The sequence below is a fragment of the Streptomyces sp. NPDC102462 genome, from assembly GCF_044765425.1.
GTDB lineage: Bacteria > Actinomycetota > Actinomycetes > Streptomycetales > Streptomycetaceae > Streptomyces.
In genome coordinates, this window is sequence record NZ_JBIWKB010000011.1 from 44,045 (window position 1) to 57,180 (window position 13,136).

11 protein-coding genes and 1 riboswitch are annotated in these 13,136 nt (G+C 72.6%); all 11 genes read right to left on the reverse strand.

From position 1 onward, the window contains the following. Nucleotide 1: 1 nt before the first annotated feature. Complete coding sequence (locus ACIRFL_RS12500) at nt 2–967, reverse strand: exopolyphosphatase (protein WP_404027076.1); 966 nt, start codon at nt 965–967, stop codon at nt 2–4. Beyond that, complete coding sequence (locus tag ACIRFL_RS12505) at nt 964–1,518, reverse strand: DUF501 domain-containing protein (protein WP_404027079.1); 555 nt, start codon at nt 1,516–1,518, stop codon at nt 964–966. The genes ACIRFL_RS12500 and ACIRFL_RS12505 overlap by 4 nt, the downstream gene beginning before the upstream one ends. 29 nt (nt 1,519–1,547) lie before the next feature. Further along, nucleotides 1,548–2,024 (reverse strand): septum formation initiator family protein, encoded by a 477-nt coding sequence (locus tag ACIRFL_RS12510; RefSeq protein WP_404027081.1) that lies wholly within the window; start codon nt 2,022–2,024, stop codon nt 1,548–1,550. 111 nt (nt 2,025–2,135) lie between these two features. Beyond that, a complete protein-coding gene (gene eno, locus ACIRFL_RS12515; RefSeq protein WP_388707772.1) occupies nt 2,136–3,422 on the reverse strand; it encodes a phosphopyruvate hydratase in 1,287 nt (428 codons plus the stop codon). A gap of 818 nt (nt 3,423–4,240) precedes the next feature. Continuing rightward, nucleotides 4,241–4,996 (reverse strand): transglycosylase family protein, encoded by a 756-nt coding sequence (locus ACIRFL_RS12520; RefSeq protein ID WP_404027085.1) that lies wholly within the window; start codon nt 4,994–4,996, stop codon nt 4,241–4,243. A 3-nt stretch (nt 4,997–4,999) separates the two neighbouring features. Continuing rightward, a riboswitch (cyclic di-AMP (ydaO/yuaA leader) is annotated at nt 5,000–5,167 on the reverse strand. Nucleotides 5,168–5,349: 182 nt separating this feature from the next. Then, entirely contained in the window at nt 5,350–6,384 is a 1,035-nt protein-coding gene (locus tag ACIRFL_RS12525) for a transglycosylase family protein (protein ID WP_404027086.1), read from the reverse strand. Nucleotides 6,385–6,529: 145 nt separating this feature from the next. Further along, nucleotides 6,530–7,858: a cytochrome P450 gene (locus ACIRFL_RS12530; protein WP_404027088.1), complete on the reverse strand. Its 1,329-nt coding sequence runs from the start codon at nt 7,856–7,858 to the stop codon at nt 6,530–6,532. Next, a complete protein-coding gene (locus ACIRFL_RS12535; RefSeq protein WP_404027090.1) occupies nt 7,855–9,909 on the reverse strand; it encodes a hypothetical protein in 2,055 nt (684 codons plus the stop codon). Before ACIRFL_RS12535 ends, ACIRFL_RS12530 begins: the two co-directional genes overlap by 4 nt. 215 nt (nt 9,910–10,124) lie before the next feature. After that, nucleotides 10,125–11,129 carry a nucleoside triphosphate pyrophosphohydrolase gene (locus ACIRFL_RS12540; protein WP_404027092.1) on the reverse strand — a complete coding sequence of 335 codons (1,005 nt, stop codon included), beginning with the start codon at nt 11,127–11,129 and terminating at the stop codon, nt 10,125–10,127. A 348-nt stretch (nt 11,130–11,477) separates the two neighbouring features. Continuing rightward, nucleotides 11,478–12,128: a SurA N-terminal domain-containing protein gene (locus tag ACIRFL_RS12545; protein WP_404027094.1), complete on the reverse strand. Its 651-nt coding sequence runs from the start codon at nt 12,126–12,128 to the stop codon at nt 11,478–11,480. Between the two features lie 141 nt (nt 12,129–12,269). Further along, complete coding sequence (locus tag ACIRFL_RS12550) at nt 12,270–13,097, reverse strand: glycoside hydrolase domain-containing protein (RefSeq protein WP_404027096.1); 828 nt, start codon at nt 13,095–13,097, stop codon at nt 12,270–12,272. Nucleotides 13,098–13,136: the final 39 nt, after the last annotated feature.

Below are 13,136 nucleotides of genomic sequence, written 5' to 3' on the forward strand. Positions count from 1 at the left end.
GTCAGGCCAAGGACCAGGCGATGCCGTCGAGGATGTCGTGTTCGCTCACGATGATCTCGGGGGTGTCGGTGCGGTCCATGAGGGTCAGGAGGATCAGGGCGCCCGCGCCGATGACGTCGACGCGTCCGGGGTGCATGGACGGGATCGCGGCCCGCTCCGCGTGCGTGGAGCGCAGCAGCCACCCGGTGATCTCGGCGACCCTGTCGCGGGAGATCCGGGAGTGGTGGATGCGGGCGGAGTCGTAGGCGGGCAGGTCCTGCGCGATCGCCGCCACGGTGGTCACGGACCCCGCGAGCCCCACGAGCGTGCGCGCCTCGCGCAGCGGGACCGTCTCCTCGGCGAGGTCGAGCGCCGCCTCGATGTCGGCCCGCATGGCGGCGATCTGCGCCTCGGTGGGCGGGTCGCTCACCACGCCGTCGCGCACCAGGTGCCGCTCGGTCATCCGCACACAGCCCACGTCGACGGAGCGCGCGGCACGCACCCGCTCGTCGCCGACCACGAACTCCGTCGAGCCGCCGCCGATGTCCACCACCAGGTAGGGCCGGGCGAGGTCGGTGCGGCCCGTCAGTTCCGCGGTGGCCCCCGTGAAGGAGAACTCCGCCTCCTGGTCCCCGGTGATCACCTCGGGCTCCACGCCCAGGATGTCCAGCACACCCCGCACGAACTCGTCCCGGTTCTCCGCGTCCCGGGAGGCGGACGTGGCCACGAACCGCAGCCGCTCGGCGCCGTGCTCCTTGATGGCCGCCGCGTACTCCCGGCAGGCGGCGAACGTCCGCTCCAGGGCCTCGGGGGCGAGCCGGCCCGTGCGGTCGACGCCCTGGCCGAGCCGCACGATGGTCATCCGCCGGTCCAGGTCGACGAGCCGGCCCGCCGTCCCCGCGCCCGGGGCACCCTCGGAGACTTCGACGTCGGCGACGAGCAGCCGGATCGAGTTCGTACCGCAGTCGACGGCGGCCACGCGGGTCACTGGTCGTCCCCCTCCGGGATGTGGTCGGTGTCCTTCGCGGGGACCGTCACGCACGGCCCCTTGCGCCACCACTCGGGCAGCAGGGCGATCGCCTCGTCGCCCAGCGGGTTCACCCCGGGCCCCGCGGCCAGCGCGTGGGCGACCAGGACGTGCAGGCACTTCACCCGGTCCGGCATGCCGCCCGCGCTCGGGAAGCCGGTCAGCTCCTCGATCGCGTCCCGGCGCCGGATGTAGTCCTCGTGCGCGGCACGGTAGGCGGCGGCCAGCTCGGGGTCGGTGGCCAGACGGCCCGTCATCTCCTTCATGACGCCGTTCGCCTCCAGGGTGCCGATCGCCGAGGAGGCGCGCGGGCACGTCAGGTAGTACAGCGTCGGGAAGGGGGTGCCGTCCGGCAGCCGTGGGGCCGTCTCCACGACGTCCGGCTGCCCGCACGGGCAGCGGTGGGCGATCGCGCGCAGCCCCCGGGGCGGCCGGCCGAGCTGCTGCTCGAAGGCCGCGACGTCCGCGTCGGTGGGCTCGGTGCGCGCAGTGCGCGGCGGAGGCGTTTCCATGACTGTGTTCAGGGTGTCTTTCTGTCGGTTCACTGGTCGGCGGCGTCGGACCGGTCGACCCCGTCCCAGACGTTGGCGTACCAGGGACGGTGGGCGGCCCCCTGGTCGGCGCGGGCCTGCTTGGCCGCGTCCGGGTCGATCACGACGTAGCCGGTCTCGCCGGGCAGCACATAGTGCAGCCGCTGCCGGATCTGCGCTTGCGCGTACGCGTCGTCCTGCCAGCGCGCCTTGAGGTCGCGCAGTTGCTCGACCCGCTCCCTGGCCTGCCGCTGCTGCCGCTCCAGGTCGGAGATCTCGGCCCGCTGGGAGACGTACTGGCGCATCGGGTAGGCGAGCGCCACCACCATCGTGCACAGGACCAGGGCGAGCAGCGCGGCCCGGCCGGTGAGCCGGGAGCGGCGGGCCTGGCGGCGGGTCTGGGAGCGGTAGACCCGGGCCGCCGTCTGCTCCCCGAGCAGCCGCAGCCTGGTCGCGGTGGAGAACCGGTCCCGGTCCTTCGCGGCCATCTCCCGCCTCCCCTTGCCTGCGTGCGTCATACGCGCGTACGTCCCCGGACACGGTACGGGACCGGGTACGGGGACGTACGTACGACTGGCTGAGCCCTGGCCCTTACCGGATCAGCCCTTGAAACGCGGGAACGCGCTGCGGCCCGCGTACACCGCGGCGTCGTCGAGGATCTCCTCGATGCGCAGCAGCTGGTTGTACTTGGCGACGCGCTCGGAGCGGGCCGGGGCGCCGGTCTTGATCTGGCCGCAGTTGGTGGCGACGGCCAGGTCGGCGATGGTGACATCCTCGGTCTCGCCGGAGCGGTGGGACATCATGCACTTGAAGCCGTTGCGCTGGGCCAGCTCGACGGCGTCCAGGGTCTCGGTCAGGGAGCCGATCTGGTTGACCTTGACCAGCAGGGCGTTGGCGCTGCCCTCCTCGATGCCGCGGGCCAGCCGCTCGGGGTTGGTGACGAACAGGTCGTCGCCGACGAGCTGGACCTTGTCGCCGAGCTTGTCGGTGATGACCTTCCAGCCGGCCCAGTCGTCCTCGAACAGCGGGTCCTCGATGGAGACGAGCGGGTAGGCCGCGACCAGTTCCTCGTAGTACTCCGTCATCTCGGCGGCGGAGCGCTCCTTGCCCTCGAAGACGTACTTGCCCTCCTTGTAGAACTCGGAGGCGGCGACGTCGAGCGCCAGGGCGATCTGCTCGCCGGGCACGTAGCCGGCCTGCTTGATCGCTTCGAGGATGAGGTCGAGGGCCTCGCGGTTGGAGCCCAGGTTCGGGGCGAAGCCGCCCTCGTCGCCGAGGCCGGTGGACAGGCCCTTGGACTTCAGGACGGACTTGAGGGTGTGGTAGACCTCGGCGCCCCAGCGCAGCGCCTCGGAGAAGGACTCCGCGCCGATCGGGGCGATCATGAACTCCTGGATGTCCACGTTGGAGTCGGCGTGCGAGCCGCCGTTCAGGATGTTCATCATCGGCACCGGCAGCAGGTGCGCGTTCGGGCCGCCCAGGTAGCGGAAGAGGGGGAGGTCGCTGGCCTCGGAGGCGGCGTGGGCGACGGCGAGGGAGACGCCCAGGATGGCGTTGGCGCCGAGCGAGCCCTTGTTGTCGGTGGCGTCCAGGTCGAACATGGCCTGGTCGATCAGGCGCTGCTCGGTGGCGTCGTAGCCGACCAGCTCCGGGCCGATCTGCTCGATGACGGCGAGGACGGCCTTCTCGACGCCCTTGCCCTGGTAGCGGTTGGGGTCACCGTCGCGCAGCTCGATGGCCTCGAAGGCGCCGGTGGAGGCGCCGGACGGGACGGCGGCACGACCCGTGCTGCCGTCGTCGAGGCCGACCTCGACCTCGACCGTGGGATTGCCTCGGGAGTCCAGGATTTCCCGGGCTACGACGACGTCGATGGACGGCACGAGCATCTCCTTCTTGGGATGTGACGCTGGAAGTGCGGGGCTGTGCGCCTTGCGACTAGAGCCTAACCGGCCCGGGGCCCCCGGCCGGTCGCCGACCGCCCCGTGGACAGGGTGACGACAGGCTGACGGTACACATTGTTTCCAACCGGAACAAAGGGCGGTGCGGAAATCGCGGGCGCGTCACGGGAGGAGACGGACGCGACGGGGGACGGGAAGCGGCGGGGAGGGGGCGGCCGGGAGAAGACGGGGAGAAGGCGAGGGGAAGGCAGGGGGAAGTGAGGCGCGCGGGACTGTGGGCGCCCGAGGGCCCTGCGGAGGGGCGGCTGCCTCGAACAGCCTCGCGGGCTCCAGGGGAACCGCGAGAGTCGGCCTCTCGGCGGGAAGCGCTGGACAAGGACGGCCGGGCGGCACCGGAGGGACGGCGCTGAACAGCCATGGGGGGGGCGGCACTGAACACGGCGCTGCAAGCGGCCCCTGGGGCAGCGCCGGGCGGGCGGCGCTGGAGCGGTCTTGGCGGGGCGGGCCGAAGAGGTGGGCGGCCGGGGAAACAGGCGGGGCGGGGCCGCAGAGGTGGGGAAGGGGGCCGGGGAGCGGAGGCTGGCGCGCAGCTGCCGTAGACGCGGGCCGGGAAACCGGGGCGGGGCCGCGAGGGGGCCTGGCAGCGGGGCGGCGGAGTCAGGGGAGCTTGGGGAAAGGGCCCGCCCCGGCGCGTACGGGGGAAGACGCGTCGGGGCGGGGGTTCCGTGGGGACGGGGCGGGCACGGGGCGCCCCCAGGGTGGGGGCGCCGCTGTGCCGGGGCTGTGGCCGGGCTGCCGGCCTGCTGTCACTTCAGGTGCAGCAGCTGGCCCGGGTAGATGAGGTCGGCGTTCGCGACGATGTCCTGGTTCAGCTGGAACAGCTTCTGCCAGCCGCCCTTCACCCCGTGCCGCTCGGCGATCGAGCTGAGGGTGTCGCCCGTGACGACCTTGTACTCGCCGTCACCCTTCTTGACCGTCTTGCCGGTCGGGGTGGTGACCGTCTTGCCGGCGGCCGGACGGTCGGCGGAACGGGAGGCGGACTGCCGCTCGGTGGAGCGGTCGGCGCCACTGTTCGAGGAGCCGGTGCCGGCGTTCGAGGAGCCGGTGCCGCTGCCGGAGTTCGAGGTGCCGCTGCCCGTGGTGGTGTTCGAGGAGCCGGTGTTGCCGCCGGACGCGGAGCCACCGCCGTAGACGGCACCGGACAGGCCCTTGCCGCAGACCGGCCAGGCGCCCTTGCCCTGGCCCGCGAGGACCTTCTCGGCGATCGCTATCTGCTGCGACTTGCTGGCCCTGTCGGCGGTGCCCGCGTACTGCGTGCCGCCGTACGCGGCCCAGGTGGAGGCCGAGAACTGCAGGCCGCCGTAGTAGCCGTTGCCGGTGTTGATGGACCAGTTGCCGCCGGACTCGCACTGGGCGACGGTGTCCCACTCGGAGGCGGTGGCCGCGGAGGCGTTGCCGGCCGCCATCAGCGGCGCGGCGACGGCCGCGCCGGTGACACCGGCGAGCGCCACGACTCGGGTGATGGACGGACGACGGTGCTTGCCCTTGCCGAAGAACAGCATGGAGGTTCCCCTCACCGACGCCTGCGAGGTGAGCTGTCGGGTTCGGGCCGGTTGAGTTGCCCGGCCACGTCTCCGTGTGGAGGCGTGGCTTCACCCCGAGCCGCTTCGGTCAACCGACCGGCGCGGCACTTACCTTGGGTCCCCCGCTCCTGCCTACGGCGCTTGACGCGACGACTGTTCCCGTACGGCCGCTGGCAGGACTCGGCGTTGCGGCAGCCGGGGCTCGCGGTGGCGAGCGGTCATGACCGTAGGCACGCGATCGCCGGAATTTCAAAGACGATCAGGGCTTCTGAGACTCATCCCACACTTTGAGCAAACCGGATATCGCCCACGAAACAGGACGTCAGCTCCCGCTACTTTTCGCCCGTTTCGCCCCCGACGTCCAGGGTCTGACCGGCGGCGATGTGGTTCGGGTCGGCACCGATGGCCTTCTCGTTGGCGGCGTAGAGCGCGCGCCAGCCGCCGTCCACGTCAAGGGAGTCGGCGATGGAGGCGAGGGTGTCGCCGACGCGGACGGTGTAGGCGTGCCGCCCGGACGGGCCTGACCCCTGGTCAGCCGTACCGCTCGCCCCGTTCTCGTCCGCGCTGTCGCCCCGGTGGCGACCGCCGCCGAGGGATCCGGTGTCGACGAGGCTCCAGGAGCCTCCGCTGCGCCAGGAATTGTCCGAGGCCGCGGACTCGGGTTCCTCCGTGGGTGAGCCGCCCTCGGGCGAGGCGCCGGGCTCGGACGGGCCCGACCCGCCGGGCTCGGCGGGGGCCGTACGGCCGTCCCCCGCATCGCGGCCGGCGCTTTCGCTCGGCGAGGGCGAGGCGGACGGCGAGGTCTCCGCGCCGGAAGCCGCCGGGCCGGAGGATGAGGACGAGTCAGACGAGTCGGAGGAGCCGGATTCTCCCGGCGAATCGGTGGAATCCAGCGATTTCTGTGCATCTGACGGCCCGGAGGACTTGGTGGAGCCCTTCGAGCCGGAGGAACCGCCGTCCGTCACGCCGGTGTCGACGCCGACGGAACCCGATGTCGAGGTGAGCCCGGACAGCAGGGCGCAGGTCGCCCACGGGGTGGTGCCCCGGTCGGCGAGGATCTTCTCGGCGACGGCTATCTGCTGTGAACGGCTGGCCTGGTCGGGGGTCGTCGCATACTCAAGACCGCCGTGACTGTCCCAGTCCTGCTGCGAGATCTGCAGCCCGCCGAAGTACCCGTTGCCGGTGCTGGCGCTCCACGAGCCGCCGCTCTCGCACTCGGCGACCCGGTCCCATGTGGTGCCGTCGGCGGCGCTCGCGCCGGTGGCGCCGAGCAGCGGAATGGCGATCGCGGAGCCGGTCACTCCGGCCGCGACGACGAAGGCCGGAGCCTGACGGGGGCGACGGTGACGACCGTTCCCGGAGAGCATGCGGAAGCCTTTCGCGCGACAGCACTGACCGGCGCGGCAGGCCACGCCGGAATGCCGCACCGATGGGTGAACGTATCGGCACACGATCGCCTGTCACAAGTTCATGCCGCGCAGATCACGTGAAGATCACAAACTTGAGGGTCTGTCATCTTCCGTCGGGGCAAGGGGCTTCGGAATCCCCCATTCCGTTCTCTTCCCGGACGGGCGTGAACTCAACGGGCAAAGTACGCAGTCCACGCATGATGAGCCCGCCGCGCCACCGCAGATCGGCAGGATCCACCGCAAGTCGCAGGTCGGGCAGGCGGGTGAGGAGGGTGGCGAGGGCGGACCGGCCCTCCAGCCGGGCGAGCGGCGCGCCCAGGCAGTAGTGGATGCCGTGGCCGTAGCCGAGGTGCTGATTGTCACGCCGGCCGAGATCGAGCACGTCCGGGTCGGCGAACCGCTCCGGATCCCGGTCCGCCGCCGCGAGGACGACGAGAACGGGGTCGCCGGCCGCGATCCGCTGCCCGCCGATGCCGACCGGCTCGGTGGCGAACCGCCAGGTGGCCAGCTCGACCGGGCCGTCGTAGCGCAGCAGCTCCTCCACGCCACTCGCCAGCAGGTCCCGTTCCCCGGCCGCGAGGGAGCGTTGCAGACGGTGACGCTGCTCGGGGTGGGTGAGCAGCGCGTACGTGCCGTTGCCGATCAGGTTGACGGTCGTCTCGAACCCGGCGAACAGCAGGATGAAGGCCATCGCGGCGGCCTCGTTCTCGGTCAGGTGCTCGCCCTGGTCGGAGGCGCGGATGAGCCCGGAGATGAGGTCCTCGCCGGGGGCGGGCTCGGCGGGCAGCGCCGCGCGCTTACGGTGGATCAGCTCGGCCAGATAGCCGCGCATCTTCTTCACCGACCGGGCCACGCCGCCCCTCGGCCCGCCGCCGTGCCGGATCATCATCCCCGCCCAGTCCCGGAAGTCGTCCTGGTCCTCGCGCGGTACGCCGAGCAGGTCACAGATCGCGTAGATGGGCAGCGGGAAGGCGAACTCGTGGATGAGGTCGGCACTGCCCCGGTCCGCGAACCCGTCGATGAGCCGGTCGGTGAGCTGCTGCACGCGCGGGGCGAACTCGGCGACCCGCCGTGGCGTGAACGCCTTGCTGACCAGCCGGCGCAACCGGGTGTGGTCCGGCGGGTCGATGTTCAGCAGATGCGTCATCAGCTCGGCCTTGCGCTCCCCCGGGATGCCGGTCCTGCCACGGGCGTGCTCGGGCTCGTCGTGATGCGCCGGGTTCTTCGACAGCCGCGGATCGGCCAGGGCCTGCTTGGCGTCGGCGTAACGGGTGACCAGCCAGGCCTCGACCCCGCTCGGCAACTCCGTCCGGCGCACCGGGGCGTGCTCGCGCAGCCAGGCGTAGGCCGGGTAGGGGTCCGCGGCGAACTCCCAGGTGAAGAGGTCGGGCGCGGCGGGGGCGTGCTTCGGCGGGTGGGGCTGGTCGGTCACTCCCCGACCGTATCGGGCGGCGCGGGGCGGACCAGGCTCCGGTCCCGCCAGTACCGGGCGCGGACCTCGTAGATCACGGCGAGCTGCCGGGCCGCCTCCGCCACGCCCCGCCGCGCCGCCATCTCCAGGTACGGGATCGCCCGGCCGTCCTCGCCGCGGCGCAGCAGCAGCGTCGCCAGCAGCAGGGCCGCGCGGTCGTCACCGAGGTCCGCGGCCCTCCGGTACCAGCCCTCCTGCTCCTCGCCCTCGGTCAGCGCCGCGAACCGCACCATCACCGGGACGTCGCCGCCCTCGACCCGCGCACGCAGCGCTGCCTTCGCCGCGTCCAGGACGGCCGCCCGGTCGACCTCCCGGTCGCCCAGCAGGGTCCACCACACCCCGTCCGGAACGGGCGGCAGGTCCCCCGTCCGCAGCGCCTCCGCGACGAGCGCCCCGTACGCCCGCCAGGTGCCGCCGGTCTCCCCCTCCACGAGCAGCCCCGATATCCCGAACATCGGTGCCGTGGCCCAGGCCAGCGCGGCCTCCAAGGGTTCCCGTTCGACCCCCTCGGCCGGATAGCAGCCCGCCGCCCGCAGCAGCAGCTCCACCGACACGGCCTCCGTGACACCGCAGCGCGCCAGGTCGACGGCCACCCGCACCAGCAGCCGCCCGCGCGGATGCTCGGCCTGTGTGCCGGCGCGCTGCCACTCGTCGAACAGCAGGTGCCCGATCGCGAAGTAGGAGGCGGCGCCCTCCCGCCCGCTCCACATATAGGCCGGGTAGGCGCGCGGGTCGTCGGTGTGCCCGGCCAGCCGCGCCAGCTCCGACTCGCTCCACTCGCGGGCCAGCGCGACGGTGCGCGCCCGCGTCAGCACGCCCTCGCCCGGCCCGGTCCCGGACCGGCGCCGGTAGTACTCCTCCGGCTCCATCGTGCCCAGCACCACCACGCCCCGGTGGGCGAAGCGTCCCAGCAGCCGCCGGTCCAGTCCGCTTCTGCCGCCGAGGTGGTCGCTGAGTTCGTCGAGCCACAGGACCCGCTTGCCCGCGTCGCCCTTCGGCCCGGTGGGCAGCGCGCGCAGATCCTCCTGCGGATCGGGGGCGTAGAGCAGATACCCCTGTTCCGCCAGCGACCGCACGGCGTTCCACGCGGTGTACGACTTGCCGACGGACCGCTCGCCCAGGACCACGACCAGCCCGCCGCCCTCCAGCAGCAGGTCCCGCAGCTGTCCGTCGCAGTCCCGGGGGACGTACGGCGGTACTTCCGGCAGCCCGGGGACGAGCCGGGTCGGCTGCACCCCGAACTCCAGGGGGTCCACCTCGTCCACGGGGCTCCACTGCACCGGCGTGGGCATCGGCACGGCCGGATAGTGGTGGTGCTGCACGCCGATGACATCCGCGTGGAAGGTGGCGTCACGGAAGTCGACGTGGTCGGCGAGCGGGGCGGGAGCGGGAACGTCGACTCCGGCGGGCGCCGAGGCCGCGGGAGCCGGCGGGCGGGGGTGGTCGTGGCGGAGGGCGTCGGAGGGGGCGGGGGCCTGGCCGGCACGGCCGGAGCGGGTGTCGGCGGGACCAGGGTCAGCGAGGGGGTCGGCGGCGCGGGCGTCGACAGCGAGGGGGTCGGCGGCGCGGAGGTCGGCGGCGCGGCCGTCGACGGACTCTGGAGCGCTGGGAAGGGAACTGGAAAGGGCCTCGCTGACAAGGGAGTTGTGTCGGGTGTCGGTGTCGGAGCCGTACGGGTCGGTGCCTTGGGCGGCGGCATCGGCCGGGCTGTCGGACCCGGGGCTGTCGAAGTCGGGGCTGTCGAAGTCGGCGTACGGGGAATCGGGGTGCGAGGGGGCGGGGTGCGGGGAGTCGGGGTAGGGCGGGAACCACCGTTCAGGGGCGTCCGTGGGGCGGCCGGTGGTCCTCATCCGGTCGACGAACTGCCGGTACGCCTCCGGACTCTGCTCCCGCAGTGCGAGCAGATAGCTGCGCATCGACTCCGGACTCGCATACCCCGGGAACCGTAACTCCCGCTGTGCGTCGGGCATCTCCTGGAGCTTGCCCACGAGCCATTCCAACTCCCGCTCCATGCAACGCTCCCACGCATAGCGGCCACCCGTGTGACCCACGGTACTAAGCGCTCCGCTGGATGCGCCGCGATGTGCCGTCGGTCGTCCGCGGCACCGTGGTGGCTGATCGCGCCCCGCAGCGTACTTCACCGGGCCTTCTCAGCGATCGATCCGCCGGGCGGCCCCCGAACCGGTCCCGGGCGGTGCCCCGTTGACCCGAGCGATGCCGGGGATACCTAGGCGTCCACCCCCTCCGCCGTGCGCACCGCGTCCCGGAAGGCCCGGGCCGCCGCCCGCAGCGCCGCCTCGGGGTCGACGCCCTCCGCCTCGGCCCGCGCCGCCAGCGCCAGCAGTTCGTATCCGATGCCCTCGCCCCGCGGCAGCGGCACCTCCAGCCCGGCCGTACGCACACGGGAGGCGAGCTTGGCGGCGAGGGCGAGCCCGGGCTGGCCGAGCGGGACGCCGTCGGTCACGGAGGCGCGCCGCTTCTCCTCCGCCTTCGTGCGCAGCCAGTGCTCCTTGACGTCCTCCGGGGTCTCGGCCGTCTCGTCGCCGAAGACATGCGGGTGCCGGTGGATCAGTTTGGCGACGATGCCGCCGGCCACGTCGTCGATGGAGAACGGTGCGTCGGTGTCCTCCTCGGCGATGCGGGAGTGGAAGACGACCTGGAGCAGGACGTCACCCAACTCCTCCCGGAGTTCGTCGCGGTCGCCGGCCTCGATCGCCTCGACCAGTTCGTACGCCTCCTCGATGCCGTACTTCGCCAGGCCCTGGTGGGTCTGGCGGGACGACCAGGGGCACTCGGCGCGGATGCGGTCCATGACCTGGACGAGGTCGAGGAGCCGGGCGCCCGGCAGGTCGTAGGACGCGGGGAGCAGTTCCAGCGCGGGCATCCGGACGCGGCCGGAGCCGGCGAGGCGGGCCAGTCCGTCGGTGAGGGCCGGTTCGCCCTCACCGGTCGCCACGACCACCACCGTGTGCCCGCCGGCGCAGGCGTCGACCAGCTCCGGGGCGCTCGGGGACGCCTCCTGGACGGATATGCCGGCCTCCCGCAGATAGGGCAGCTGCGGGTGCGCGCCGTCCGCGCACAGCACCTGGTCGGCGGCGCGCAGCGCCTGCCAGGCGGGCCAGGACAGCAGGCCGGGCGCGACGCGGTGGCTGGTGGTGAGCAGGACGACGCGGCCCGGGGCGGCGTCAGGGCCCGGTTCCGGTGCGGCGGCTTCGAGGCTGGTGGTGTTCACGCATCGAACGTAACGCACACCCGCCGACCGCCCCGCGAGTTGTCCACAGGCAGGGTCGGCCGATGCGATCGTATGACCACCATGGGCGGATCGCGGCCCGGCCCGGCACCGGTGTCCCGGCCCGCCCGCGCCGCGGCCCCGGCCCCTGACCAGCGGCATCAGACCACACCGACCCACCACTGGCGGCCGGCCCGCATCCACGATCAGGCCACGCCGGGCCCATCATCAGCGGTCATCCCGCACTTGCGGCATCAGACCACGCCCAAGCCACCACCAGCGGCCGGCCCGCACCCGCGGCATCAGACCATCGCCCGACCCACCACCGACCGCCGGCCCGCGTCTACGGCATCAGGTCGTCTGCTGGGGGGTGCCGGTCGCCGTGATCTCCCGTACCCAGGGCGTCTTCGCGTCGACGCGGCTGCTCTTCTCCACGTCCCAGGTGCCGTAGCGCGGGTTGAGGTCGATCTGGAGGTCCGCGGAGGCGGCGGACATGGCCTTCCAGAAGGCGGGCGCCGAGGTGTCGGTGCCGAGCTTCTGGGCGAGCTTCTGGGCCTCCAGCTGGACCCGGAGGTTGTCGTCGAGCCGGTTCGGCGCGACCCCGTACCGCTGGAGCCACGTCGTCTCCAGCACCTTCGCGCCGCCCGCCTGCTGCTCCAGGCCGGTGCGCATCTGCTGGAGCTCCTTGGGGCTCACGGTGACGCCCGCGTCCCGCGCGGCCCGGTGCAGCACCCGGTCGAGGACCATGTTGTGCAGGGTGTCGCGGGTGAGGCTGCTGGTGGAGGCGAGTACCTGCTGGTACTGGCTCTCGTCCGGCACCACCGCCCGCTGCGCCCGGCGCACCTCGTTCACCCGGTTCTCCAGCTGGGCGACCGTGATCCGCTGACCGCCCACGACGGCCGCCGCGCCCGGATGCGCCTCGCCTCCGCAGGCGGTGAGCAGGGGTGCCGCGGCGGCGATCACGGCGGACAGGACGAGCGCGGTGCGACGGCGGCGGTGCAAGGAAACCTCCCGAGGAGATTGTGCGACGGTGCACAAGGTCTTGCGGTGATCGATGGTAGGCAGTGGGCAGCCTCTGGCCAACCCATCGGACCAACGATTCACCTGCTCTTCGGGCACCGGCCCGTCCCCGCCGCGGCGATGTCAGCCGACGATGGCCACCGGTGCGTCCCAGGCGTCCCGGTCCACGGTGATCGTGTAACCGTTCCGCGTCTCCTTGCTGTTCACCATGTACTGGTGGCCACGGCTGTGGTTGGTGAACTGCGTCGCGCCCCACGGCCAGTCCGTGGTCGTGGTGTTCTTCTTGTCCCACAGCGCGTACCAGAGGTTGCCCGGCAGGTCCGTCTTGTCGGTCGCGGTGGCGATCGCCTTGGCGCTGGAACTGGTGAAGCCGTACATGCCGCCGCGGTACGTCTTGCCGCGCAGCGTCTTCGTGAAGGAGCGCACATACGTCAGGACGGCGTTGTTGCACGCCTTGTTCGTGACGTCGTACGCCTCCATGTCCAGGTAGATCGGGCTGCCGGCCTTCATGCCGAGCGCGGCGGCCTTGGCCACGGCGTCGGCGGCGTCGTGCGCGCCGAGGGAGGCGGCGGTGGTGGCCGTGATCTTCTCCGGGCTGGAACCGGTCTGGCAGGGCGGCTGGGCGCCGACGTAGATCGGGATGAGCTTCCAGCCGACGGCGTTGACGGACTTGACCCAGGAGGTGGTCAGGTTGGGCTGGTTGCAGCCGCGGTTCTTGCCGCCCACGTAGACGGCGGCGGCCCCGTAGAAGCCGGTGTGCCATGCCTTCATCGCGGCCAGCGAGGGCGCGGCGCAGGTGTCGAAGGCGCGGCCGGTGTACGTCTTCTGCGCGGGCCAGGTGGTGGCGGCCATGGAGGTCTGCGCGGCGATGCCCGCGCCGGCCGCGACGACGGCGCCCACCGCCGCCCACGTGATGTACCGGCGCTTCTTCGACTGCCGATGGCTGGACATGAAGACCCCACCCCTGATCGCTCGGTGCCCGCGACGGCG